Source organism: Parashewanella hymeniacidonis (assembly GCF_016900895.1).
GTDB classification, from domain to species: domain Bacteria; phylum Pseudomonadota; class Gammaproteobacteria; order Enterobacterales; family Shewanellaceae; genus Parashewanella; species Parashewanella hymeniacidonis.
The window spans coordinates 1-25,026 of record NZ_JAFEUN010000021.1 but is presented as its reverse complement, the minus strand read 5'-3'; the positions used below and the strand labels follow the sequence as shown (position 1 = coordinate 25,026).

General features: G+C 39.0%; 21 protein-coding genes and 1 pseudogene. 8 read left to right on the top strand and 14 right to left on the bottom strand.

The window, feature by feature from the left end:
- Window positions 1-69: 69 nt before the first annotated feature.
- The gene (locus JQC92_RS06295) at window positions 70-816 is read left to right on the top strand and encodes a hypothetical protein (RefSeq protein WP_204998853.1); all 747 of its coding nucleotides are present in this window, start codon (window positions 70-72) and stop codon (window positions 814-816) included.
- A gap of 1,033 nt (window positions 817-1,849) precedes the next feature.
- Here the strand turns inward: JQC92_RS06295 and JQC92_RS06290 are convergent.
- Window positions 1,850-2,284 carry a MarR family winged helix-turn-helix transcriptional regulator gene (locus tag JQC92_RS06290; RefSeq protein WP_204998852.1) on the bottom strand — a complete coding sequence of 145 codons (435 nt, stop codon included), beginning with the start codon at window positions 2,282-2,284 and terminating at the stop codon, window positions 1,850-1,852.
- 115 nt (window positions 2,285-2,399) lie between these two features.
- Here JQC92_RS06290 and JQC92_RS06285 point away from each other — a divergent pair, with 115 nt between their 5' ends.
- Window positions 2,400-3,404 (top strand): NADP-dependent oxidoreductase, encoded by a 1,005-nt coding sequence (locus tag JQC92_RS06285; RefSeq protein WP_204998851.1) that lies wholly within the window; start codon window positions 2,400-2,402, stop codon window positions 3,402-3,404.
- A gap of 282 nt (window positions 3,405-3,686) precedes the next feature.
- On the opposite strand, the gene JQC92_RS06280 is transcribed toward JQC92_RS06285, so the two are convergent.
- Window positions 3,687-5,381 (bottom strand): hypothetical protein, encoded by a 1,695-nt coding sequence (locus JQC92_RS06280; RefSeq protein ID WP_204998850.1) that lies wholly within the window; start codon window positions 5,379-5,381, stop codon window positions 3,687-3,689.
- A gap of 212 nt (window positions 5,382-5,593) precedes the next feature.
- On the opposite strand from JQC92_RS06280, the gene JQC92_RS06275 reads away from it, so the two are divergent.
- From JQC92_RS06275 to JQC92_RS06265, 3 genes are all read left to right on the top strand, one after another.
- The gene (locus JQC92_RS06275; RefSeq protein ID WP_204998849.1) at window positions 5,594-6,940 is read left to right on the top strand and encodes a DEAD/DEAH box helicase; all 1,347 of its coding nucleotides are present in this window, start codon (window positions 5,594-5,596) and stop codon (window positions 6,938-6,940) included.
- An 8-nt stretch (window positions 6,941-6,948) separates the two neighbouring features.
- The gene (locus JQC92_RS06270) at window positions 6,949-7,383 is read left to right on the top strand and encodes a DUF3010 family protein (protein WP_129946305.1); all 435 of its coding nucleotides are present in this window, start codon (window positions 6,949-6,951) and stop codon (window positions 7,381-7,383) included.
- Window positions 7,384-7,539: 156 nt separating this feature from the next.
- Complete coding sequence (locus tag JQC92_RS06265) at window positions 7,540-7,926, top strand: hypothetical protein (protein ID WP_204998848.1); 387 nt, start codon at window positions 7,540-7,542, stop codon at window positions 7,924-7,926.
- Here JQC92_RS06265 and JQC92_RS06260 read toward each other — a convergent pair.
- From JQC92_RS06260 to JQC92_RS06220, 9 genes and pseudogenes are all read right to left on the bottom strand, one after another.
- The gene (locus JQC92_RS06260; protein ID WP_204998847.1) at window positions 7,923-8,315 is read right to left on the bottom strand and encodes a polysaccharide biosynthesis C-terminal domain-containing protein; all 393 of its coding nucleotides are present in this window, start codon (window positions 8,313-8,315) and stop codon (window positions 7,923-7,925) included. The two genes, JQC92_RS06265 and JQC92_RS06260, sit on opposite strands and share 4 nt — an antisense overlap.
- Before the next feature lie 46 nt (window positions 8,316-8,361).
- Entirely contained in the window at window positions 8,362-9,657 is a 1,296-nt protein-coding gene (locus JQC92_RS06255; RefSeq protein ID WP_239480418.1) for a peptidoglycan DD-metalloendopeptidase family protein, read from the bottom strand.
- A gap of 154 nt (window positions 9,658-9,811) precedes the next feature.
- Window positions 9,812-12,880, bottom strand: coding sequence for an SbcC/MukB-like Walker B domain-containing protein (locus JQC92_RS06250; RefSeq protein ID WP_204998845.1), 3,069 nt, complete (start codon window positions 12,878-12,880; stop codon window positions 9,812-9,814).
- Complete coding sequence (locus JQC92_RS06245; protein WP_204998844.1) at window positions 12,877-14,025, bottom strand: exonuclease SbcCD subunit D; 1,149 nt, start codon at window positions 14,023-14,025, stop codon at window positions 12,877-12,879. Before JQC92_RS06245 ends, JQC92_RS06250 begins: the two co-directional genes overlap by 4 nt.
- Before the next feature lie 208 nt (window positions 14,026-14,233).
- Window positions 14,234-14,998, bottom strand: a complete 765-nt coding sequence (locus JQC92_RS06240) for a TSUP family transporter (RefSeq protein WP_204998843.1) — start codon at window positions 14,996-14,998, stop codon at window positions 14,234-14,236.
- A gap of 73 nt (window positions 14,999-15,071) precedes the next feature.
- On the bottom strand, window positions 15,072-15,455 hold the full coding sequence (locus JQC92_RS06235) for a ribonuclease E inhibitor RraB (protein WP_129946368.1): 384 nt from the start codon (window positions 15,453-15,455) through the stop codon (window positions 15,072-15,074).
- Window positions 15,456-15,473: 18 nt separating this feature from the next.
- Window positions 15,474-15,692 (bottom strand): annotated as a pseudogene (locus JQC92_RS06230) (RNA-binding S4 domain-containing protein); the annotation flags it as partial.
- A gap of 42 nt (window positions 15,693-15,734) precedes the next feature.
- The gene (locus JQC92_RS06225) at window positions 15,735-16,265 is read right to left on the bottom strand and encodes a GNAT family N-acetyltransferase (RefSeq protein WP_204998842.1); all 531 of its coding nucleotides are present in this window, start codon (window positions 16,263-16,265) and stop codon (window positions 15,735-15,737) included.
- A gap of 58 nt (window positions 16,266-16,323) precedes the next feature.
- Window positions 16,324-18,150, bottom strand: a complete 1,827-nt coding sequence (locus JQC92_RS06220; protein WP_204998841.1) for a DUF885 domain-containing protein — start codon at window positions 18,148-18,150, stop codon at window positions 16,324-16,326.
- A 452-nt stretch (window positions 18,151-18,602) separates the two neighbouring features.
- On the opposite strand from JQC92_RS06220, the gene JQC92_RS06215 reads away from it, so the two are divergent.
- Complete coding sequence (locus JQC92_RS06215; protein ID WP_204998840.1) at window positions 18,603-19,112, top strand: nucleotidyl cyclase domain-containing protein; 510 nt, start codon at window positions 18,603-18,605, stop codon at window positions 19,110-19,112.
- Between the two features lie 99 nt (window positions 19,113-19,211).
- On the opposite strand, the gene JQC92_RS06210 is transcribed toward JQC92_RS06215, so the two are convergent.
- The 3 genes from JQC92_RS06210 to lon form a co-directional block, all read right to left on the bottom strand.
- Complete coding sequence (locus JQC92_RS06210; protein WP_204998839.1) at window positions 19,212-21,098, bottom strand: SurA N-terminal domain-containing protein; 1,887 nt, start codon at window positions 21,096-21,098, stop codon at window positions 19,212-19,214.
- A 194-nt stretch (window positions 21,099-21,292) separates the two neighbouring features.
- Window positions 21,293-21,565, bottom strand: coding sequence for a nucleoid-associated protein HU-beta (hupB, locus tag JQC92_RS06205; RefSeq protein WP_121839368.1), 273 nt, complete (start codon window positions 21,563-21,565; stop codon window positions 21,293-21,295).
- A 247-nt stretch (window positions 21,566-21,812) separates the two neighbouring features.
- Complete coding sequence (gene lon / locus JQC92_RS06200; RefSeq protein ID WP_204998838.1) at window positions 21,813-24,182, bottom strand: endopeptidase La; 2,370 nt, start codon at window positions 24,180-24,182, stop codon at window positions 21,813-21,815.
- A 188-nt stretch (window positions 24,183-24,370) separates the two neighbouring features.
- On the opposite strand from lon, the gene JQC92_RS06195 reads away from it, so the two are divergent.
- Window positions 24,371-24,604 carry a hypothetical protein gene (locus tag JQC92_RS06195; RefSeq protein WP_204998837.1) on the top strand — a complete coding sequence of 78 codons (234 nt, stop codon included), beginning with the start codon at window positions 24,371-24,373 and terminating at the stop codon, window positions 24,602-24,604.
- Window positions 24,585-24,950 (top strand): methyltransferase domain-containing protein, encoded by a 366-nt coding sequence (locus JQC92_RS06190; RefSeq protein ID WP_204998836.1) that lies wholly within the window; start codon window positions 24,585-24,587, stop codon window positions 24,948-24,950. The genes JQC92_RS06195 and JQC92_RS06190 overlap by 20 nt, the downstream gene beginning before the upstream one ends.
- Window positions 24,951-25,026: the final 76 nt, after the last annotated feature.

Genomic DNA, 25,026 nt, shown 5'->3' with positions numbered 1-25,026 from the left:
TTTAAGCTCCTTTTTTATTAGGGTATTCATCAGTTATTAAAAAAGGTTAACTGGGAATAAAGATTTCTTTTGGTAAAATTTAAATTATATTTTACTGAACAAAAGGTTGTACTATCTATGTTTTCTCAGGTTGCCTTTTCTCTCGCTTCTGAACTACCGATAAGACAAGAAGACTGTTTAGGTACTCCAAATGAAAGCTTGAATCAAGAAACCTCGAATGATCCACTATTCGAATTCGAGCCAAAGACTTCATCTCCTCGTGCTCGAAAAGGCACATTCCCTTCAAAAAATGCTTTAGAAAACTTCCTCTCTAGTGCATTAGATAGCTTTGAACATAGATCATATTTTGAAATTGAAATCAGTAGAGAAAACTCCCCATTAGGTGCTATCGCTTTAGAGTATAGTTCGGGATTAAGTGAGCCATCATTGGATAACAATACTGAAGAGATGGAGGGGATTATTGATGGTTTACAATCTTTAATATTAAAGGGGCCTCCACCTAATTCACCAGATTCACCAGAAACACGAAGAAAGTGCAAAAACACAGAAAGTAGTACTCGCACCTTTGAAACAAAGCTTAGATATGGAGAAAAAAGAAAACGAGAAGTTAGATCAGAAAGCAATAGTACTGAAGAAATACAGAGTCTTAGCGACGACTTTTTAAACTCAAAAACAACGCTTATATCAAATTTTTTTATACCACAAACAAGAGTTATGCGTTCTTTTTCGGTACCAGAAAAACCCCATATGGACACTAGTGCACTCCAAGCCGGATTAATAAAAAGAAGAAGAACTGAGTCTCTTAGTACCCAATAAATGACTTATGGTCTAATCTTATAATTAAACATTCTCTGTGCATTTATGGAAAAGAGTACATCTTCAAACAACATACATGGAAACTCGGTTCCATTATATAAAACTCCTTTGAGTGAACCAGATAAGGAACCGGAAGATTTACCTGCAAGAAAATCAGATGCTTCACTCCCATCACTGCAATTACTGCCAGAATTTCAAATTGTTTAATCTCACATATCAGCGTCAAAAGCAGAACTAAAAAAAATTGCGAGCTTTCATGATAAAAAGTTGCCACCTCGAGATAAAGCTAAACCGTTAAAATCTAGCCAGGCAAAATTAATAATTAAAGATCCAAATAGTCCTATCAAAACCAGAGTTTCAGCATTTCTAGCATTAGAGAAAATAGAGCGTAGTTCGCTTAAAAGAAATAGGCGAACAGTGTCATACCACGAACCAAATCGTTCGGTATATTTAAGAGATAGTATAAAGTTAGAACTTCTCACACAGAATCTATACCCATGATACCTGAAGATGCTCGATTTCAGCGAGAATGCACAACTTGTTAATCAAGGCGACAGTGTGCGGCAATAGTGAGCTATTGTTAGCACTGGCAACAAAGAGTAGCAAGCTGTGCAACTCGCACTGCGTGGACTTCTAAGCGCCAATTCTTCTTTGTTACATTAGCTCGAAAGAATCCCGATATTCCTTCGCTAATGCACCTCAAAGAATTGGCGCTGAAAAAGTCCTGAAACATGCATCTTCAAGTATCATGGGTATAGCTCCCGATAAACTAGAATCAATTTTAAATGAAGATATAAAACAAGCATCACCAGCAGAGCTGTCTCAATTTGAGTTGGACTTTATGAGAGGTGCTGGGGGTAAAACTCAACATTGGATCGATGATGAATTAATAACTGACACCAGTACATTTCAGCAGAAAATTGGACCAAGGTTCAACACGTTATTCCCAATAAGCAACCAAAGGCTAATCGGTTCGCTCTGAGAATGCCACTTTATATTAATTTAGCTATAAAGGCTGTAATCTACTTTGTATTCATAAGTTAAGCTCACCAACTATCGTTAAGCAATGCGCCCTTAATAATTTCAGTGCCTCTTCATTTAAACTTACTTTTTCAAGCAAAACCTGTTTTAACTTTAGCGCTTCGAGTTTTATACTTGTTCCACTTGTGGACAATTTAATAACTTTCTTTCTCTCATCTTGACTATCTTTTTCTCTCGTTAGCAATGACTTAGTTTCAAGGCGTTTTACAATCGGTGTTAACGTACCCAGATCCAATCCTGTTTGCTCCGACAGTCTTGTTAAATTTACACCATCCTCACACCACAATGCTTGCATTACTAAATATTGAGGAAAAGTTAAGTCATACTCTTCAAGCAATGGTTTATAAGCTCGAATAATCGCATTGTTTGCAGAATAAATAGCAAAACACACATTATCAGAGAGTTGAGGCTGTTTTTTTAAATTCATATCACACTCTTAAAATACTTTGTGCGCAAAGTATTTGTTTTTAATTTTTTTCGGGCGTATAGTTTATCACAATTAATTAGCGCACAAAGTCATTTCAATTTAGAGATAAAGAAACATGAAAGCACATCAAATTATTCTTAAATCACGCCCAGAAGGTATGCCAACTTCAGATAACTTTGATTTATCCCCAGTTAAATTACCATCTCTACAAGATAATGAAGTTTTAGTTAAAAACCTTTGGATGTCGGTCGATCCGTACATGCGCGGCCGCATGATAGATCGCAAAAGCTATATTGCCCCATTCCAAATTGGTGAAGCTCTTGAAGGCGGTGCAATTGGTGAAATCATTGAATCAAAAAACTCAGCGTTACCTGTTGGCACAAAAGTGAGCCACATGCTGGGTTGGCGTAGCCATTTTGTTTCAGCAGCTGAAGGATTAACGGCTCTACCAGTAACAGCTATTGATGATTCTCATTTCTTGGGTGTAATGGGAATGCCAGGCATGACAGCTTGGGTCGGGCTCAATCGAATTGCTAAATTGAAAGAAGGTGAAACCTTATTTGTATCTGCAGCATCAGGAGCAGTAGGTAGTATCGTATGTCAACTTGGTAAAATGATGGGCGCAAAAGTCGTTGGTTCAGTTGGCAGCGACGAGAAAGCAACAACTTTAAAATCACTGGGTATAGACGAAGTGATCAATTACAAAACCACTCAAAATCTAGATAAAGCACTCGCTAAAGCTGCACCTGAAGGAATTGATGTCTACTTTGAAAACGTAGGTGGAGAACATTTGGTTGCTGCATTAAACAATATGAAAGATTACGGCAGAATTGCAGTTTGCGGCATGATTGCTCAGTACAATGACATTGCACCGACACCTGGCCCAAGCAACCTAGCTCAAATCATCATCAAAAAATTACGTGTTGAAGGCTTTATCGTTTTCGATCATTGGGAACATTATGATGAATTTGCACAAGAAATGGGGCAATACTTAGCAAGTGGTAAAATTAAAGCAGAACAAACTGTGTTTGAAGGCTTAGAAAAAGCACCTGAAGCTTTTATTGGGCTATTTGAAGGCAAAAATAAAGGGAAAATGGTGGTTAAGCTTAGTGGCTGTTGATCTTTGTTGATATTTTCAGCAATGATTATTTTTGACGATAGCAAAGCGGAACAAGCGTTATTTAGTTATTCTAAATGAGCGCAGTGACAATTCAGGTAGTGTTAAAAATAACCATTGCCCTACGGGCTGAGTCTAAATCGCCTTACTCTGTGTTGAAAATAGTTTATTTAGTTGACTAAATTACAATATTTCCGCCTCGATTAAGGCGATTTATTGATCAGTTGAATTATTAAACAAAGATCAACAGCCCCTAGTTAAGCTAACCACTTATTCACGAAAACCTTATAAATGTTGGTGGTTTACAGTTTCTCTTCGGTTAAAAGGTGAAAATCCGTTGCCAAAAAATTGGCTAATACCAGTTGCTGCTTCACCTATTTTGCCTCTAGCGTCAAAGGTAACGTGCTTATCAAAAACTTGCTGATTACCAGCGTTTTGTTGAGGTAAAGTTGTAGTGGTTGGGGCATTTCTTAACTGCAACTGAACTGCTGGAATCTTAAAATTAGGATTTTTTGTCCGTTCATTATAATAACGCAGATATACTACTTCGTTAATGAGATCAACTGATTCTTCGGTGTAATCACGACATGTATTTTTTGCAATTTCAGACACAACAGCTAATGGTAACTGCTTAAAGCAACTTATTTTTTGGTCTTGTGAAATATCAGGACTATTTATAAATGCTTTTAAACGTTCTCTGTCAACCGAAAAAGTCCCCATTCCTTCATTAGCTCCAACGAAAACTTTAAAATCTCTACATAATTCACTTTGCCTTGTTACCGCTTCGAAGCCACATCCCCGCCCATCCATTTCACTTATATACTTTAATGTCGAAGGAATATTTGAATGATTCAATAGAGCGAAATGACAATTCCTTTTTTGAACGAAGTCTGACGCTGGAATCAGCTCATAAAGCCGAAACATATTATAACAGTTAAATTGGTGATTGTTTGTTGACAGTGCGGAAGTTAAATAGTGATTGTCTATTTTGAGATTATATTCAAGAAGAGCATCAGAGTACTGCCCCAAAGATTCACCAAATGAGTTTTTAACTTTTTCTGTTAAGCCATCATAATAATTTCTATTAGTAGCATTCTCATGTAACTCTGGGAGTAGCGTTAAAAATACGTTTGGCGTTTCTCTAATAGCATCTCTTACCTCTTTCGAATTAATATTTGCAAGTTTCGACAAGCAAGGAGTCAAGCCTGCTCTGTGTTTACAAGTCCGTCCAATTTCAGAAAACGCACTTGAAGCTAACGCCTTTACGAACCTCATCATACCTGGGTTTTCTTTATATTTATCTTCTAGAGAGTTAATAACATCTATAGCTAAGTTATCATCATGATAAGTAATATGTGTCATTAAGTCTGAATATTTACCTGATGCATTACTGTTTGTTTCAGGGTTGTATGGACTATAACTCGAACCATACCCTTGCTTAATCGCACATTCTACACAACTAGCTACAAATTTATGTGGATTCTGTCTTACCGTTGTAGATAAAGGCTCTGGCAATTCTTTTGAATTATTGGCGCACCACGCTAACAATTTAGCCCCTTCTACTGGCGATAAGTCAGCAACTAAGGCAACTACAGACTCTTGTGTATGGAACTTTGTCATTAAGCGTTTGATATTACACATTCTAGCTGTGTTTTGTCCGTCTATTCCGTCAGTACCCAAATGTTTGAATTCAGTCTGTAAGTAATTTTTCGCTATAGCTGTATATACTTTTTTTGCTTCATTCTTAAATAAGACCGATCTTGGTGAAATTTTAAATTTACCGATTGTTTTTCCCAAAAACTTGATGTGTTTTTCTACTACCACGCTACTTTCAGTTTTTGACACCGAATATATTTTAGTTGAGACAACCCCTCTTAGTGTCGATGTCAGAATTAATTCATTCCCCCCCCTAAACTCACCAGAAACACCAGAAAAATAACCTGGTACAACTGGAGCAATTATTGCTCGGACGTTAGTCATATATTCCTCGCTACTAAGTTGTGTAAACAAATTTTACTGTTGGAGAGTCAGAATTTTAATAAGGTTAAAGCCTTAAATAGCCTTAATTATAGTTTAGAAGACTTTCATTTACTCTTAACGGAATAAAGCAATTCAATCACTTATCGATTCAACTGTATTTACATTGGATTAAAGGTATAATGCCCGCCGTTATTATCCCTCGGAGTTTTCCATTGCAATTTACCGAACTTTCTTTAGATAAACGTCTGCAGCAATCCATAGATCACATGGGTTTTAATAAGACTACAGAAATTCAAGAATTAGCTATACCAGTTGCTTTAACTGGTCGTGATTTAATGGCTTCTTCAAAAACAGGTTCGGGAAAAACATTGGCTTTTCTATTGCCAGCTATGCAACGGATTATTTCAACTCGAGCATTGAGTAAAAGGGACCCAAGGGTATTGATTTTACTGCCAACACGAGAGCTTGCTAATCAAGTATATAGCCAGCTTCGTTTACTTGTGACCAACACTCAATACAAAGCGGTGAGCATTTTAGGTGGCGAAAACTTCAACGATCAAGCCAAAGCGTTAGCGAAAGATCCACATTTTATCGTAGGAACGCCTGGACGAGTTGCCGACCATTTACTGCAAAAGCACTTATACTTAAATGGGTTAGAAATGCTCATTTTAGATGAAGCAGATCGAATGTTAGATCTCGGCTTTGCTGCGCAACTTAAGATGATAAATAAAGCTGCAGATCACCGCCGCCGCCAAACACTAATGTTTTCAGCAACGCTTCAACATGATGAAGTTAATGAGTTAGCCGATGAGTTACTGAACAATCCAGAACATATTGTCGTTGATGCTGCTTATTCAGAACATAAAGACATCGAGCAAAAAGTTTATCTATGTGATCATTTAGATCATAAAGAAACTTTACTCGAACAGATATTAAAACAAGAACAGCAAAAACAAATTATTATCTTTACTGCAACGAGAAACGACACTCAACGCCTCGCAGATAAGTTAGAAAAAGATGGATTTAATACTGTCGCATTGAGCGGAAACTTAATGCAAAGCGCTCGCAACCGAATCATGGATGAATTTAGCCGTGGCCAACAACAAATATTAGTGACTACCGATGTCGCTTCTCGTGGTTTAGATTTATTAAACGTTTCACTTGTGATTAACTTTGACTTACCAAAGATGAGCGAAGAATACGTTCATCGAATTGGTCGAACTGGACGAGCAGGCGCTAAAGGTCTCGCTGTTTCACTTGTCGGCCCAAAAGACTGGAATAGTTTTATTACCATTCAGAAATTCTTGCGTAAAACCTTTACGCTCACAACGATTGAAGGTTTCGTAGGTAAGTTTAAAGGGTTAAAACCTAAACTAAAAAAGACATCGAAACCGACAACTAAAACAAACAAAGTACAGAATAAACGCAAGCCTATGGCGAAAAATCCAAAGCCTGCACAGAAACGTGATAAACGTTTCCATAACGCAATTGATATTGGTGATGCACCTATGCGCCGCAAACCTGCCGCTATGCAACCAATTGACACAGATGACGAATAGGAAAACAGATGAAAGTTTGTGGTATTGAATTAACAGGTGGTGATGCCATCTTAACGATGGTGAGCTTTGAAGGTGATACCTTTACGGTGCCTGAATGTCGTAAGCGCTCGTTTAGCGTATCAAAATCAGCTGAACAAGAAAGCATTGTAGATTTTCAGTTTGCCTTCCAAAAGCTAATGGAAGATTACCACGTCGATAAAGTTGTCATTATCGAACGTCACCAAAAAGGTAAGCATATGGGTACAGCTACTGGCTTTAAATTAGAAGCAGCTATCCAACTTTCAGGCTTACCTGTAGAGTTAATTTCAACGCTTTCAATTAAAGAACAGCTAAAACGTAATCCTCCGCATGTAGACTTTGATGCATTGGAACTAAAGAGATTCCAAAAGCCTGCATTCGAAGCAGCTTATGCTTATCAAACGTTGACAATCTACAGCAAATAAACCTACCTTCCGAGCTTAATGCAAACATTAAGCTCTTTATTTTCCCTTCATTAAATTGATATATTTCTCAATTTCCAAAACAAAACTTGACTGAAAACGATTTTCATTTAGAATTTAATTTACTTTTTAAGTTCTTCGAGCTTTATGATGTCTACGTTGAAAAAACACCTGAAAAGGGTTTGCAAAAAACAAGCTAATAAAGCGGTTTTTCAACTTGATATTTCAAACAAGAAAAAAGCAAAAAAACAGGCAAGACGTCTCGCCAAAAAGACATATAAATCTTTAAAAAAAGAACTTGTTCAAAACCCGAAGAAAAAAATAAAAAACCAAGTAAAAATAGAGCTAAAAAACTTGATTGGTCATAGTATCAGTCAAAATGACGCCATATATGGTTTAAAGGCTACCGCTTCTAAGGTCAAACTCATTCCAACCATTAGCTTAACTCAGCCATTAAAAAGTAAGCCATGTAGCGGCTGCCCTGCTCTCAAGCAAGGCTTGTGTAAATGTGCAGAAAAAGCCCAACAGAGAAAAATTGCAGTTTAACTTGTCACCACACGCTCTTTAATTTCAACGCCTGACCAAGGCAGTATTTTCAAACAAGTGTACATTTTTATCGTTAAAATTATTGAAGATACAATTAAAGAAATACAAGTAGAAATAGCAGCCCCTTCGATTTCAAAAATTGGAATCAAAACCGCATTTAACACCCCATTAAGAACAATAGAAAGTACGAGCACAGTCATAACTGTCTTTTCGTGACCTGAGTACTGAAGCCAAACCGCCGGCAATCCAAAAATCGAATGCTTGCCAGTATTACGTTCATTCCTTAGAGTAAGAAATAACCGCCAATAAAAATTGTCATCATAAACATTGAGTGACGAGTCAAATTTACCGATTGTGCTGGCATTAAAAAAGCCCTTCTGAAACTGCATTACTTAAACAGTATAGAAGAGCTTTTTAAGCTTTAGAGAGTGGCTTTTAAGCAAGGTTCATGAGCATTTTTCTTTTTCTAATTACCTCAGCCAACTCTTGCTTATCTTTATTGTTTAGCTTATCAACTAAAGGGATTTTTGCCGTTAATGGATTAACGGCTTTGCCGTTTATTTGAAACTCATAATGTAAATGTGGCCCAGTAGTGCGTCCTGTATTACCACTTAATGCGATGATCTGACCACGCTTTACTTTCTGCCCCACTTTCACCAATGCCTTAGATAGATGTAAATAACGAGTTGAGTACTTTTCATTATGCTCTACAACGATATATTTACCGGCGAATGGGTGGTTAGTTACTAACCTCACGATACCATCGCCAGGTGCAATGACTTTTGTACCAATAGGAACAGCAAAATCAACGCCATTATGTGGTGAGATCCGTCCTGTCACTGGGTGCTTTCTATGCGGGTTAAACCTAGAGCTCAAACGAGCTTTATGCTGTAAAGGCAATCGTTGGAATGCGGTCTGCATGCCTTGCCCTTGAGCATCGTAAAAGTTTCCATCTTTGTATTTAAATAGGCTAAAGCTGCCTCTGTTTGTTTCAAAGAACACACCTTCAATTTTTCCTATTCCTGTCGCATCTCCATCAATAAATTGTTCATTAACTAAAACTTTGAACTTATCACCCTTTCGAACATCACGTTTAAAGTTAATTTTGGTCGTCAATAAATCTGAAACTCTTGCGATTTGCTTAGGTGTTAACCCCACTTTTTTAGCACTTAAATAAAAAGACCCAACCACTTCACCTGATAAAACTCTTGGCTGCCAAAAACCATGCTCATAAAGTTCATTAACTTGATATGAACCATCTACATATCTTGAGTACACAACTTTTTTCGCCTTATTAAATATAAGCTCGAGTTTTTGCAATTGTCCTTGCTCGTCAATCCAGAATTCGATGCGATTTCCAGGCTCTAATGTATCCAATGCTAATACATTGAGATCAGCAGCAAGTATCTTGTGCATTTCTGCCCTTGAAACACCCGCTTTCATGAATAGCTCACTCAACGTGTCACCATTAGCAATCATGAAATCAAATTGAGGCTTTGCGGTTGCTGGTTTTTCTAGCTCATTTGATACCCCAGTTTCTTGAACAATAGAGTCCGTGTTCAAATTGAGGGCGACTTGTCCAGATATCTCTTTTTCTGCTCTTGGCCATAAAACCAACCCTGCCACAATTACTACGGCAAGAAGAAAAAGATTTCTATAGAAATGACGATTTTTGCGATAACTTGATTCAAAAAATGATGCATTTTTTTTAATAATTGAAACCGAATACAACATTACCTCCTCGCAATATTTTAATGCATTCCCTCTATCTCTGAGACAAAGCGAGCCTGTTTATACCAAATAAAAGCAAACTCGCATAATTAATTCTGACTAAATTACGAACAAAATCGGACCAGTGTCTAAAAAGTGAAATTTAGAACAAACTTTAGAAACTATCTCCATTCAACCTTAACTTTACCAAACTTCCTACTGATGTTTTTTGAATATCAATACGTTGCTGAATTTGTTCCTTCATTTCGGTTACGTGAGAAATTACACCAATCATTCGTCCTGCAGACTGTAAGTCAACTAAGGTGCGGATTGCGAGTTCTAACGAGTCCTGATCCAAGCTACCAAAGCCTTCATCAATGAATAACGTATCAAGCTTAATACCACCAGCATAAGCCTGAACAACTTCAGAAAGGGCTAGAGCAAGCGATAATGCAGCCATAAAACTTTCACCACCACTCAATGTCGCAACGTCACGCACTTTGGATGTGTATGCATCTTCAACTTCTAACTCAAGGCCTGAAGCTTTATTTCCTTTGGCTTTATCTTCTTTCCTCAGTAGGCGATAGCGACCTTTACTCATCATATGTAAACGTCGACTGGCATCTAGTAATACGTCGTCCAGTAATACGCTTAAAACGAACCGGTTTAAGCTAATTCGGTTACCTGTTTGGCCATTAGCAACATCTGAAAGAGTTCCAATAACAGCATATTCATCCTCTAAAGTTTTCGTTGCTTTATCTAACTCGACCAATTGCTGCTTAACCTGTTGTAGCTGAGTCACTTGAGTCTGTAACTCCTGCCACGCTTGCTCAGCTTTTTGATAACTCTGTTGTTGCAGTAATTGCTGTTGCTCTAATGCCTCAATATCAGGGGCATGCTTCTCTGCTAATAGTACTTTTAATTCATCCAATTTGGATTGATTGACAGAACATTGCTGTTGATACTGCTGAGCCTCAGCTTCTAATGATTGCAGGACTGGTTTATCGAGATTTGCACTTAGCAGCGCCTTCTCATCAGTAAACCCAACACTGATAAGACTTGCACTGAATGCTTCAATCGTGCTGTCTCGATTTTCAGTTGCTATTCTTTCTTGCTTTGATGCTGACACAAGGGAGGCTTCATTAGCAGCAACAGTTTGAGATGACCGATTATGTGCTTCCCTTATTTGGCTTATCTGTTTAGCACAAAACTCAGCCTCATTTCGCAGCTCCTGCTGTTTCGCATTCAATGAGTTCAAGTCTGTAACGTCATTGCTCAATCGTTTTTCAATTTCAGCAAGTTGAGACCGCAAAGTTACCGTGTGCGGAGTGAGCTCATCAAAACGCTTACGAATAGATTGTCTCTCCGTATTCAATTGCGTTTCTTGTTGCTCAATTCTCTGATAATCGTTTTGTAATTGATTTACTTGCTGTATAGCTTTACTGGCTTGCTCTAGCTGCGTTTGAACGTATTCAATTTGCTGTTGATTTTCTGCAACAGTTCGACTTGCATATTCACCGAGTTCTAACCTAACACTCTGAGCCTCAGCGTCTAAATTCAGCAATAGCTGCTTTAAATGCTTATACGAAGATCGCGCTTCATTTAATGCTGTTAATGCTGTACTTTCAGCCAACTGTGCTTTCTCAAGGTCTTGTTCTGTAGGTGGAATTATCGCTGCGACAGCAGGATTAGGATGCTCAACACTTCCGCAAACAGGGCAAGGCTTATTCAGCTGTAGTTGTTGCGCTAGAACTGAAGCTTGAGATTGATGCCAATCGAGGCGAAGTTTCGTATGCTGATCCACTTTAGATTCATAAATCGTTTTAAGACTCTGCCCATCCTCTTTAGCTTGCAACAATTGTTGATTAAATTTTGCTGTTTCAGTTTGTTTATGCGCCAGATTAGTTAACTTCTCATTCAATTGTTGTAATTGAAAAATCTGCGCTTGTAATTCATGTTGCTTGTCAGCTTGTATGCGCAACTCAGGAAGTTGCTGTTGAATCTGTTGCTTTGTGGATTGCAAAGTTTGGAGTCTGCGTTCACTTTCCGTCAATTGTTGCTCAGTTGACTCAAGCTCTTTTTCAGCACCAACCAAGCTTACTGATACTTGGCTTTTCTCGGCCAAAATTGGTGCAAGCTCATTAAGAACAACTAAGTGCTGTTCAAATGACTTTTGTTCTAATTCTAAGTGCTCCAGTTTAGATAAATCTGCACTTGCTTTAGCGTGAATTTGTTTTGAATTTTCGAGTGCCTTTTGGGCTTGTTCGCCCTCTATCTTAGATTGCTCAAATTCGATGCTTCGTTGTTGTTTGGAAACATAAAGTGGCATTACCTCAGCAGCCAATTTGGCTTGAGATATTTGCGACACTTTTGCATCAATCACACTTTTGTTTTGCTCTAAAGACTGTTGAATCCGTTTTTGATTTTCAAGATCGGTAAATTGCTGTTTAAGTAATTTATCTTGTTGAAGTGTTTGGGTCAGTTGAAGTAATTGCGTATGCTCATCCGATTTAACTTGCCCTGCATTTTCAAGCAAAGGGTTAAGCTCTGACAAAGATGCACTCAGTTCATCATCAGAACTTAATGAGACAGATTGAAGAATACCTTCTCGTTTATTGCGTTGCGCTTGAACTTGCTGACGAACTTCACTCGATTGCTGTCTTAGCTTGTCTTCAATTCGACGATATATTTGAGTTTGAAATAGCTGCCCAAAAATCTTTTCTCTCGATTTTGAATCAGCCATTAGCAAGTCACGAAATTTTCCTTGAGGTAGTACCATCACCTGCCGAAATTGATCGACATCTAAACCGAGAATATCTTCAATATATGTAGTCGCTTCTGAGACTTTTGTTTCAACTAACAGAGTCTCATTACCATCAGAATCTATTCGAAAGAGTTGAGCTTCAGGCTTCTGTTGAGTGTACCCGTCGCCTCGGCTCTTTTTTCTCGCTTGCTCAGGAACACGACTGATTCGATATTGATATTCACCCAATGAGAATTCAAACGTCACCTGAGTTAATATCGCTTCATCAGCCAAATCACAACGCATTTGGCTACCTTCACGTTCATTGCCTGTCGTGCGACCATAAAGTGCAAAACAGATACCATCTAATATTGTCGTTTTACCAGCACCTGTAGGCCCGTTAATTAAAAACAGTGCATTTTGTGAAAAATCGGAGAACTGGATTGATTGAGTATCAGCAAATGGACCAAAGGCTGATACGATTAAGCGTATTGGTCTCATTTCTCATCCTTGTTTAGGTGAAGGTCTTCGAGTAGTTTCGATAAACGACGTTGTTGTAATTCATTCAGTTCGTCGCCCGTGGTCTGTTCAAAGAAACTGGTAAACATATCCATTTCATTTTGTTTAATATGTTCACGTTTAATCTCGGTTTTGCTCACATCAGACATTAACCCAGTTCGTTCAATATGTAATACGTTAGGGTATACATTTCTGAGTTTGCCCATCACATCTAAAATGGCCTGTTTGTCCAGTAAACGAACCAGTAAATAGTCATCGCTGTCAGTATCTGATGTTCCAGCGTCTAATATTTCGGCAAGATAACCTTCTATCACCCTGACATTCCGTCTAGCCGTGAGTGGCAATAAGCTTATTTCAGGTATCCTTGAATCAGTTTTGAATTCAACCAACGTGATGGATTTGTTTTGTTTTACTTCACTGAAAGAGTACTTTATTGGCGATCCAGAATAACGAATATGTTCAGCACCCTTGTATTGCGGACCATGTAAATGCCCAAGTGCCACATAGTCAAAATGCTTAAATATTTCAGGATTGATTTTATCTGCCCCGCCAATACTTAATGGACGTTCGGATTCCGACTCACTTCCGCCATCTAAAAAACAGTGGCTGATGACAACTTTGGGTAACCCTTCACTATCATCCTCTGTCACCTGCTGCAATATCGTCTTCATCGCTGCTTCGTGACTCGTCACCTCAACATCAAATACATGACTGACCCTTGAAGGTTCAGCGTAAGGAATGGGGTAAAAAATGGCATTACCATTTTTCCCTATCAATTCTACTTTTTGAATGCTTTCAGTCAGTGGTCCAATAATATGCAAACCACTTTCTGACATCTGTTTAGAGGCGAAGGCCAGTCGTTCATAACCATCATGGTTACCTGCAATCATGATCACTTGAACCTTCAACTCATGCACTAACTTTTGCAGTACTTCATCAAGTAGAGTGATTGCTGCTGCTGGCGGAACCGAGCGATCATAGATGTCTCCAGCAACGACAACAACATCAACGTGATGGCGTTGAGCTAGCTCTACGATTTGTTCTAACACAAAAGCTTGGTCATCAAGTAAAGATTGGTTGTGAAGCTGGCGTCCGATATGCCAATCAGAGGTATGTATGAATTTCATAATCCTAAATATCAGTTGGGAATGTTCATATGTGAAAAAAAAACTGCTGGTAGCAAGGCTTAAATAATCTCGAAAGATCAACCGCTACAATTAGGAATACTAACAAGTATATGAGCACAATGTATATACATTCGTATGTGTATTCAAAAATCTTACACTTCAATAATAACCTGGATGGTGGCTTAATCTTGAATCGACCAACTGACCTTTAAGACATCTGATCCATTAATAGTTTGATGCTCATCGCCAAGGACATTACAACAACCAGCGGTCGAATAATTTGACTGCCTTTACTGATCACCAAACGTGAACCGATATTCGCACCTATTATGCCGCCAATCATCATCACAAAACCAACGAGCCAATACACATGCCCACTCAAAATAAACACACCTAATGCCGCAATATTGGTAGAAAAGTTGAGTAACTTAGCATGAGCTGTCGCTTTGGCGAGTCCATAACCATATAAAGTAACAAAAGCTAGAGCAAAGAAACTGCCTGTACCCGGCCCAAAAAAGCCATCATAAAAACCAACTGAAAGTGCAGCGGTAAAAGCAAATAGAGTAGGAGTAAGTAGCTGTTGACTCTCGCTATCATTTAGCTTTTTAGAAAATAAAAAGTAACAACCAATTCCCAAGATCAAGAAAGGAAGCATTAACATCAATAATTCAGTATCAATAAGCTGAACACAATAGGCACCAATTGCAGCTCCAACAAAAGAACATAATACCGATAGCCACATTTGTTTAAGTTTAATCACTCCATGACGAACAAAATATAGCGTTGCGGAAAAACTGCCTGCACACGCTTGTAATTTGTTGGTACCGAGTGCGGCGACAGGAGGAACACCAGCCCACATTAATGCTGGAATAGTAAGTAGGCCACCACCGCCAGCAATTGAATCAATAAAACCAGCAACTGCCGCTGTAGCAAAAAGCAGTAACGCAACTTGTAGAGTAAGTTCAAATTCCATAATTTTTCTAGGTAATAAAAAGCCACCAAAACGGTGGCTTAGAAAAGTAGTTAGATGATACAGAAATCAGAGATTAATGAGAACAACCTTCACCGCATTCATGGTCGTCTGCAAAATCATCATCGCCTTCTTGGTTTTGCATTACACCCCAACCATCAGTAATGCCGTCATAATCTTCCGCAAAGCTGTTCAATTCAGCTTCTTGTGCAACAATGGTTTCATACTCAGGGACCATATTTAAGGTCACAATGATCTCATGTTTTGTTGTTTCTTCATTGAACATCAGTTCAACTTCACCAGCTGAGTCTGAATTGACCAAATCTTCAAGCGCAGTTTCAGCGTCTCTCTGTTCATCAAAGACTAAGAAGAAATCTACATCCATTGGTTGACTCAAATCCATACCTGATTCGGCCATAGCTAATAACATCTTACCGTTATCATCGTCTGGCAATGACATCAATTCTTCTCCGTGTCCCACAACTACAGCTGATTCACAGTTAAACGTAACCAGATCACCAGATACAAGCTTTTTACGTTTGCGAGTCTCTACTTCACCATTCACCGTCACCAAACCTTCAGCAATCACTTGCTTAGCTTCCGCACCAGCACTGATCATGCCTTGAATTTTAAGAACCTTATAAAGCTCAATGAATTCGTCGCCTTCTCGCAACTCAATTTGTTCAATATCTGACATAGTTTACGCTATAAAAAACCGAAAACAGGATTATACCTTCATTCACTTGATTTCACGACTCAATAAACCAAAAACGCAATCATCAACCCAACGTTCACCATTTTGTACGTGCTCTCTCAACACCCCTTCTTGGCAAAAACCCGTCTTCTGCAGTACCCGTTGCGAACCGATGTTTTCAACATCGCAATAAGCAATGAACTTTCGGATGCCATACTTATGAATGCCCCACTGAGTAATTGTTTGCAGTGCTTCTGTCGCAAAACCTTTCCCCTGAGCACTTGGGTGCATCATATATCCAACTTCCGCATCCTTATATTCTTCATCAATGCATCGAAAACCTGAATAACCAACAAAATTACCATCTCGATCTTCTAACACTAACGCCAACCACTCATTAAGATCGAAGTCCCACGGTTTCTTTCTCTGCTCGAACGTTTGTCGGGTTTCATCTTCTGCTTGAGGGGGTCTAATGAATCGACATACATCCACACTTGAATTCATTTCAAGAAATAGCGGCCAGTCAGAGTCTGAAAGTGAACGTAAAGTAAGATTTTCGGTTTCTAGGTTTATCATTTTCTTCCTTGGATAAAAAAGGCGACCAACGGTCACCTTATCTTTGTTAACTCATTGATTATTTCTGAGAAGCAATCCAATGGTCAATCTTTTGTTCCATAACAGCCATAGGTAATGAACCTGTTGTTAAAATCTGATCATGAAAGTCTTTAAGATTAAATTTATCGCCAAGCGCCTTTTGAGCTTTTTCACGCAATTCGATTATCTTTAATTGACCGATTTTATAAGAAAGTGCCTGACCCGGAATTGCCATGTAACGCTCTACTTCAGCAACAATGTCAGACTCAGCCATTGGTGAGTTATCTTTCATGTATTGAATGGCTTGTTCACGACTCCACCCTTTAGCATGAAGTCCTGTATCCACAACTAAACGCATAGCACGAAGCATTTCATCAGACAGCTTACCAAAGTACTGATAAGGGTCTGTAAAGAGTCCCATTTCGATACCTAAGTATTCAGCATATAGCGCCCAACCTTCTTCAAATGCAGTGTAACCACTAAAACGCTGGAACTGTGGAACGCCTTTTAACTCCTGTTTAATCGCAATTTGGAAATGGTGACCCGGTGCAGCCTCATGTAAAGACAGCGTCGTCATGCCCCACTTAGGCTGTGCCTTTAGGTTATAGGTATTAATATAGAAAATACCTGGGCGAGATCCATCAACTGCTGGTGATTGATATGAAGCACCTGCTGCTGACTTTTCACGAAAAGCTTCAACTGGTTTAACAATATAGTCCGCAACGGGCATGATATTAAAGTATTTAGGCAGCTCTTTATTGATCTTAGTTTTTAAGTCCATATAGCCATCAACCAAACCTTGACGATCTTCAAAGAAGTATTGAGGCTCAGAAGACAAAGAGGCAAAGAACGCTTTAAGATCACCTTTGAATCCAACTTGCTCACGAACTTTATCCATTTCCGATAAAATACGAGAAACTTCACTTAATCCAATTTCATGTATCTCATCAACTGGCATTTTCGTCGTAGTGTGATGATTCGCATAATGTTGGTACCATGCTTTACCATTTGGGAGTCCCCACCAACCATGAGTTGCACGAGACTTAGGCAAATATGTCGTCTCAAAGTAACCTTTCAAACTCGATATTGCTGGCAGCAACTCATCTGAAATCATAGCCTTGTATTTAGCGGTTAATGCTGCTTTATCCGCATCAGAGAAAGTTTCAGGGAAATTGTTGACAGGGGAATAGAAAATACTTTCTTCCGGCTTTTCAACGAGCTGTGATTGCAGTTGAGGAATGATTTTTTCAACGAGTACTCGAGGTAAAACAACTTTACTTTCAATCCCCTCATCCATACGTTGTTGAGCTAGTTTAGTCCACTGAATGAACCCGGTTAAACGAGATAGCCAGTTTTCGTAGTCTTTTACGGTTTTAAATGGCTGAGCACTTTCACCTGTACCCAACTGTACCATAGTGATCACTGTATTATAGAACTGGTTCATCGGTAACCAACGATCTGGATACTTTTCACCAATCAGCTCCATATTTCGGTCATAGGCAAACAGGTCATAGCTAAACTGTAATGATGGTGATAAGTCTTTGCGGTTAATCTTACGTACTTTATCTAAGTATGATTGATTCAAATTGTGGCGAGCTTTCAAATATTCTTCTGTTAAATCGCCACCAAATTGATCATTGTAATCATTAACACCTACAAACGTGGCCATTAAAGGGTTGAGCTTAATTTGATCATTAAAAAATTGGTCAACCAATTTCAAATATCTAATGTCCGCCCGTTCTTTCATCGAAACAGTAGATTCCTTAGCTGCAGGTTTACTCGTTTTTGATTCTGGTGCAGCCGAATCATCACAACCTGTCAGCGAAAGTGCTGCACTCATTGCGATCATTAGTAGCGACTTTTTCATTATTTTATCCTTATTTTTAAACAAGCAGAATAGGGTCTGTTTATCTTTCGTGATTATTTTTGCAGCGATAAATTGTTTTTTATACAAGGCGGAGCTTGTGTGATTTGGTTATTACCGACATACAAATCTGTCGTTACTTCGTTTCCAAATAAGCAAGCGATAACGCTGTAGCAACAACCAATCTACGCTGTCTTCGATGCTTTTTAGCGTCCACTGTTCTATGTTGTGAGCACTTCACTTAGGTGGCTAAACTTCACTTCTCACGCCTTGAGTAGATAAACGCTAAAATAGCACAAAACTCAATCCTGAAAGATAAGCAGACCCTAGGGTAAATGCTGTTATATCAGGGTCTACAGATGATTTTTCAAAATTGTCATCTATACTTTAACTCGGTGACAAATCACAAACATAAGATTGTACTGGTTATTTGAGTGCTTTTGTAGGAGTAAAGCATGTTGTACTCATGGAGAAAACCGAGTTATAAAGACCCTGATACAGGTGTTTATAACCAAACCTATTTTGTCGAGACGTTTAATCGACAATGGCAAAAGCACTTATCCAAACAGCAAGGTTTAGCGATCTTATACGTCTGCCCCGTCTTAGATGAAACCGCTAACCCGAAACCTGTTCTTCAATCATTTTCTAAAAAGTTGAAACAAAAGCTGGTTAGACAAGATGATCTTATCGCAAGAAATGACCGAGGCATATTCACTATCGGAATATTTGCAGTTGATGACTACGGTATGAAAGCTGTGCTTACAAGACTTAAAGATGCTATTGAAGAAGAGAAAGATGAAGCCAATACTCTTTTTCATCAAAGGTTTGATTGTCGAATCGCAGCTGGACATTGCTTACCGACTTCGACTAAATCTTCTGATGGTCTTATTGAAAAAGTTGAAAATGCGGCATCAAAACTGTGTAAAAAAACGGGGCAACATCTAGACATCATATACTGGGAATAAAATTTCTAGGTCTGAATAAAATCTTGTCGTTAAGTTAATATCATCAACAGTCATAAAAATGCCAGTCAGTGACTGGCATTTTTTCGTCAAGACGTTAGCTTACTGTAAGCCAGTCTCTTCATCTAAATCTGTCGAATACTTAATTTCAGCGTGTGCTTTTAAGTAAGCAACAAGTGAAGTGTAATCTTGGTTACTGTATTGATTAACTAACTGCTGCTGTAGAGAAGCAATTACATTGTCATCAATACCTTCAGCTGCATTCACTTTATCTAGTACAACTACAGCAAAACCGTCAGCAAGACCAACAGTATCAACTGAAGGAACGCCTTTTGGCGCTGGCATTTGGAATGCTTTAGTGACGATTGCAGAATTAAGCTCACGGTCAAAGCGATGAAGTTTTGATTTCGCTGTTAATTCAACTTCAGACTTGTCAGCTTTGATACTTGCAGCAAACTCTTTTGCTTTAGCTTCCGCTTTTTCATTCGCTTTTTCTTGTGCAATTCGAGCAACGATATCAGATTTAACTTCATCAAAAGTCTTTGTACCTGCTACTTTATGCTCATTGACACGAAGTACAACTGAATGGCTGTCATCAATATCAACAACTTCACTGTTCATACCATCTTGCAATACTTGGTCAGAAAACGCAGCTTTGATAACTTCAGGGTTACTTAGCTCGGCAGGAACTGTATTGCGAGAGAACAATGCAGTGTGCTTAACTTCACCACCAACCGCTTTAGCTGTATCAGTAAGAGAGTCTGGTTGCTCGTAACTGGTATTTGCTAACTGTTCTTTCTGCTCGTAATATTCTTCATCAGCTTGCTTCTTCTTAAGATCTTGAATGATTTCTTGCTTAACTTTAGCAAACTCAATCGTCGTCGAAGGCTGAACATCTAACAATTTGATCAAGTGAAAGCCAAACTCACTTTCGACAACGTCTGAAACTTGACCTTTCTTCAGCTCAAACATCGCTTTGTCGAATGCTGGATCCATAACGCCATGTTCATACCAATCTAGCTTACCGCCTTCTTTAGCTGAAAACGTATCTTCTGAATCTTTTTCAGCCAATTTAGCAAAATCAGCACCGTTATCTAATTCTTTCTTAATTTCTTCAATTTTGGCTTTAGCTTTTGCTTTATCATCACCAAATTGAACCAAGATATGAGCTGGCAAGCGTTTCTCTTGAGACTGATACTCAGCTTTATGTTCATCATAGTAAGCTTGTGCATCAGCATCAGTTACATGAACATTTTTAGCTAAATCCGAAGAATTAAGCTCAACGTAATTAACACTGATCATTTCAGGTCGAATGAACTGATCTTGATGAGTGTCATAATATTCTTTTGCTTGTTCGTCAGAAACCTTGATATCAGCTTTAAATGGCTCTGCATTAACAATTGCATATTTAATGTCTCGGCTTTGGCCTTGTAACTCTGCAATTTGTTTAGCTTCACCTTTCAGGGCGAACTCACTGCCTAAAGTACCTTCGATGAGTTGACGACGAGTCATGTCGTTACGCATCGTGTTTCTGAAAGCAACTGGCTGGTAACCTAATTGACGAAGCAACGCTTGGTAGCGATCATTGTCAAATTTACCATCGGTTTGGAATGCTGGCTCAGTGAAAATAGCTTTCTTTACTTGCTCGTCAGAAACCGTAAGGCCTAACTTTTTAGCCGCTTGATCTACAAGTTTTTGAGCGACTAGGCGATCTAATACTTGTTGTCTAACTGTTTGCAGATAACCATCATTAGCAGACAGAGTATCGAACATTTCTCCTAACTGCTGTTGTAAGCGATTACGCTCACTTTGATAAGCCTGTTCAAGCTCTGCTTTACTGATATCTTCGCCGTTAACTGTCGCAGCAGGCACAGCTGTTGACGAACCTAGGTAACTACTAATACCAGCAAAGGCGAAAGATAAGATCACAAGAACCAAGATGCTTTTAGCAACCCAGCTTTGTGAACCATCACGAATCTTTTCTAACATCAGATTTCTCGCTTTTTGCGTTAAACTAGAACAAGCAGCTGAGCGTTACATTTGCTTTTCTAGATCTCAAATAAAAAGGCGCAACAAATGTGCGCCTTAAGTCGGTGTTTGGAGTAAACTCCAGAGCCCTTCTCGTAAAAAGCACTGCGACGCAGTGCTTAAACACGTGAACCTATAAAGGCTACAAACTGTTCTTAGTTAACAGCGTCTTTCAGAGCTTTACCAGCTTTGAATGCAGGCACTTTAGCTGCTGCAATTTTGATTTCCGCACCCGTTTGTGGGTTACGGCCAGTACGAGCAGCGCGCTCACGTACTTCAAAAGTACCAAAACCAACTAGAGAAATTTTGTCACCGCTTTTTAGCGTGTCAGTCACAGCTGCGATGAAAGAGTCTAATGCGCGGCCAGCAGCTGCTTTAGTGATGTCTGCATCAGACGCTATTTTCTCGATTAGTTCAGATTTGTTCATGTCATCCCCTTGAATGTAATATTTTTAGCACCGCAACCAAGTCCTTCTCTTTACGCGGCTTGCGGAGGCTTTTTATAACAAGCTTAAAACCAAAGTTCAAGCTAACTATTAAAACCAATGAAAAATAATTTGATTTAGCTCTACACCAGCGCTTCCGCGGGTTTTGGTGCTGATTCTCCACTTCCCTAGGCTACCACAGGTCTATGTTTTGTTAAGCCCTTTTTTCATGTTTTTTAAGCAAATAACACTATTTTTTTGCTTTTTTTGGATTTTTGACCACTTCAAAGCCTTTAATTGGCCTTTCTAACGCCAATTCAAGTACTTCGTCTACCCAACGAACTGGGTGAATTTCCAAATCAGCCACAACATTTTGTGGAATTTCTTCTAAATCACGTTCGTTTTCTTTAGGTATCAGTACTCGTTTTATGCCACCACGATGTGCTGCAAGTAACTTTTCTTTTAGTCCACCAATCGGTAAAACTTCACCACGTAGAGTAATTTCACCAGTCATTGCTACATCGGCACACACAGGGTTACCCGTTAAACTCGATACTAATGTAGTACACATTGCTGCACCAGCTGAAGGACCATCTTTCGGTGTCGCCCCTTCTGGTACATGAACATGAATATCACGTTTTTCATGGAAATCTGGGTTAATGCCTAACTCTTCCGCACGAGCACGTACTACCGTCATTGCAGCCTGAATCGACTCTTGCATAACATCACCAAGTGAACCTGTGTAAGAAAGCTTACCTTTACCAGGAACCGATGTTGCTTCGATGGTCAAGAGATCACCACCAACTTGAGTGTAGGCTAGGCCTGTTACCTGACCAATTTGGTTGTTCGACTCAGCCTTACCGTAGTCGAAGCGCTGGACACCAAGGAATGACTTGATATTTCCTTCATCCACTTTCACTTTTTTAACGGACTTATCCAGCAAGATTTGCTTAACTACTTTACGGCAAACTTTAGACAATTCACGTTCAAGTGCACGAACACCAGCTTCACGAGTGTAGTAACGAATAATGCTGATAACGGCACTTTCATCTACTTCAATTTCAGACGCTTTTAAGCCATTGCGTTCAATTTGTTTAGGCAATAAGTGTTGCGTAGCAATATTAAGCTTCTCGTCCTCGGTATAACCAGACAAACGAATTACTTCCATACGGTCCAATAAAGGTCCAGGAATATCCATCGAGTTAGACGTTGCGACAAACATAACATCTGATAAGTCGTAATCGATTTCTAAGTAATGGTCGTTGAATGTTGCGTTTTGTTCAGGATCTAACACTTCTAGTAATGCAGATGCAGGATCGCCTCGCATATCAGAACTCATCTTGTCGATTTCGTCTAACAAGAATAATGGGTTCTTAACGCCAACTTTTGCCATTTTCTGAATGACCTTACCCGGCATTGAGCCTATGTAAGTTCTTCTGTGACCCCGGATCTCTGCTTCGTCACGAATACCACCTAAAGCAACACGTATATATTTACGCCCTGTCGCTTTGGCAATAGATTGGCCTAACGAAGTTTTACCCACACCTGGAGGTCCTACTAAGCACAAAATCGGGCCTTTCAATAATTTGACTCGGCTTTGAACCGCTAGATACTCAAGAATGCGCTCTTTTACTTTCTCTAGACCATAATGATCAGTGTCTAATAGTTCTTCGGCTTTAGAGAGATCACGCTTAATTTTTGAGCGTTTCTTCCAAGGTACTGATGTCATCCAATCAATATAGCTACGAACAACTGTCGCTTCTGCTGACATCGGTGACATCATTTTTAATTTGTTCAGCTCGGCTAAAGTTTTATCTTTAGCTTCTGATGGCATTTGAGCCTCTTCAACTTTCTTACCAAGCACTTCAAATTCGTCTTGACTTTCATCTAAGTCACCGAGCTCTTTTTGAATGGCTTTCATTTGCTCATTCAAATAATACTCGCGCTGGCTCTTTTCCATCTGCTTTTTAACACGAGAACGAATGCGTTTTTCAACTTGTAGTAAGTCGATTTCTGCTTCCATCATGCTCATTAAATATTCAAGACGCTCTGATACATTGAACATCTCAAGCACTGACTGCTTATCGCCAAGCTTAAGCGGCATATGCGCAGCCATTGTATCTGCTAGGCGAGCCGCTTCTTCGATACCAGAAAGTGAAGTTAATACTTCAGGCGGAATCTTTTTATTCAGCTTGATGTAACCTTCAAATTGGCCAATGGCACTCCGTACAAGTACTTCTTCTTCTTTGCTGTCTAGCTCACCAGAATCTTTATGGCCAGCTACCGCAACAAAGTACTCGTCTTCTTGGGTAAACTTTTCAATTACTGCACGCTTTCCACCTTCAACCAATACTTTTACGGTACCGTCGGGTAATTTAAGCAGTTGCAGAATTGAAGCAACGGTACCAACATCGAAAATGTCATCTGTGGTTGGTTCGTCAAGATCGGCGTCGCGCTGGGCAACAAGGATAATCTGCTTATCCTGTTCCATTGCTGCTTCTAGACAACGAATTGATTTTTCGCGGCCTATGAACAACGGAATAACCATGTGAGGGTAAACTACCACATCTCGCAGTGGTAATACGGGAAGTTCGATATGCGCTTCACTCTCTTGGGTCATATTGCAATTCCGTATGATGAAATGAGTTATTAAGAGTATATTGGGGTTGAATTTAGTGTTTCAATAGTAATATTGAAAAAAGACTTTATACACGAATTGTTTCACTAAATTTTAAACGTTCGTATTCAAGTATTGTCTATCTATATCAGGTTATTTTAGCTCTGTCTTTTTCATTGTAGGCAGAAAAAATGAAATATAAAACCTTACTAACGCTCTTTAGTTTCCAACTGCTATTATCTATTCAACATGCATACGCTTTCGACTCATGGCGAAGCTATATTGATGGTCGTGTTGACGGAAGTACCTATTATCTAGTCAAAGAAACTTACCAAAAATTAAAGTATAAAAACCGTAATATTGATCGAAACGCCAAAGCATTTGATCTAGGTTGTGGCTCAGGTAATGAAGATATTTTTAATTGAAAAAGGTTGGGATGTCAGTTGTATTGACTCAAGTAGCCGCCCACTTAAAATTATGTCACAAAGAGCAAAAGGGTTTCCTGGTCATTTTTCTTTTCAACAAGGTGACTTTTCGAATGTTTCTATGAATGGAAAATATGATTTCGTATTTTCAGTATGGTCTCTGCCCTTCGGAGAGAAATCAGATATGCTCAGTATTTTTCAAACCATACATGACCACCTTAAGCCCAATGGCGTATTTGCATTCACAATGAATGGACCAAAAGCTTCTTTCAATGAAGATGGGTGTAGATCCTTTAGATCGACGAATATTATTAAAAGATCATTAATTATCAGTGTGATAGCTTAAATATATAGTGCGAAAGGAGCAATTTCATAGTACTTATTAGTTCTGACACACAATAAGTCTACAAAAAGGCTCCCTT

What these genes read in the sequence shown, in the direction of transcription:
- JQC92_RS06290 (WP_204998852.1), bottom strand. Translation starts at nt 2,284, where the DNA reads ATGAATTTAAAAAAACAGCCTCAACTCTCTGATAATGTGTGTTTTGCT.
- JQC92_RS06285 (WP_204998851.1), top strand. Translation starts at nt 2,400, where the DNA reads ATGAAAGCACATCAAATTATTCTTAAATCACGCCCAGAAGGTATGCCA.
- JQC92_RS06280 (WP_204998850.1), bottom strand. Translation starts at nt 5,381, where the DNA reads ATGACTAACGTCCGAGCAATAATTGCTCCAGTTGTACCAGGTTATTTT.
- JQC92_RS06270 (WP_129946305.1), top strand. Translation starts at nt 6,949, where the DNA reads ATGAAAGTTTGTGGTATTGAATTAACAGGTGGTGATGCCATCTTAACG.
- JQC92_RS06260 (WP_204998847.1), bottom strand. Translation starts at nt 8,315, where the DNA reads ATGCAGTTTCAGAAGGGCTTTTTTAATGCCAGCACAATCGGTAAATTT.
- JQC92_RS06250 (WP_204998845.1), bottom strand. Translation starts at nt 12,880, where the DNA reads ATGAGACCAATACGCTTAATCGTATCAGCCTTTGGTCCATTTGCTGAT.
- JQC92_RS06245 (WP_204998844.1), bottom strand. Translation starts at nt 14,025, where the DNA reads ATGAAATTCATACATACCTCTGATTGGCATATCGGACGCCAGCTTCAC.
- JQC92_RS06240 (WP_204998843.1), bottom strand. Translation starts at nt 14,998, where the DNA reads ATGGAATTTGAACTTACTCTACAAGTTGCGTTACTGCTTTTTGCTACA.
- JQC92_RS06235 (WP_129946368.1), bottom strand. Translation starts at nt 15,455, where the DNA reads ATGTCATTGCCAGACGATGATAACGGTAAGATGTTATTAGCTATGGCC.
- JQC92_RS06225 (WP_204998842.1), bottom strand. Translation starts at nt 16,265, where the DNA reads ATGATAAACCTAGAAACCGAAAATCTTACTTTACGTTCACTTTCAGAC.
- JQC92_RS06220 (WP_204998841.1), bottom strand. Translation starts at nt 18,150, where the DNA reads ATGAAAAAGTCGCTACTAATGATCGCAATGAGTGCAGCACTTTCGCTG.
- JQC92_RS06215 (WP_204998840.1), top strand. Translation starts at nt 18,603, where the DNA reads ATGTTGTACTCATGGAGAAAACCGAGTTATAAAGACCCTGATACAGGT.
- JQC92_RS06210 (WP_204998839.1), bottom strand. Translation starts at nt 21,098, where the DNA reads ATGTTAGAAAAGATTCGTGATGGTTCACAAAGCTGGGTTGCTAAAAGC.
- hupB (WP_121839368.1), bottom strand. Translation starts at nt 21,565, where the DNA reads ATGAACAAATCTGAACTAATCGAGAAAATAGCGTCTGATGCAGACATC.
- lon (WP_204998838.1), bottom strand. Translation starts at nt 24,182, where the DNA reads ATGACCCAAGAGAGTGAAGCGCATATCGAACTTCCCGTATTACCACTG.
- JQC92_RS06195 (WP_204998837.1), top strand. Translation starts at nt 24,371, where the DNA reads ATGAAATATAAAACCTTACTAACGCTCTTTAGTTTCCAACTGCTATTA.
- JQC92_RS06190 (WP_204998836.1), top strand. Translation starts at nt 24,585, where the DNA reads ATGAAGATATTTTTAATTGAAAAAGGTTGGGATGTCAGTTGTATTGAC.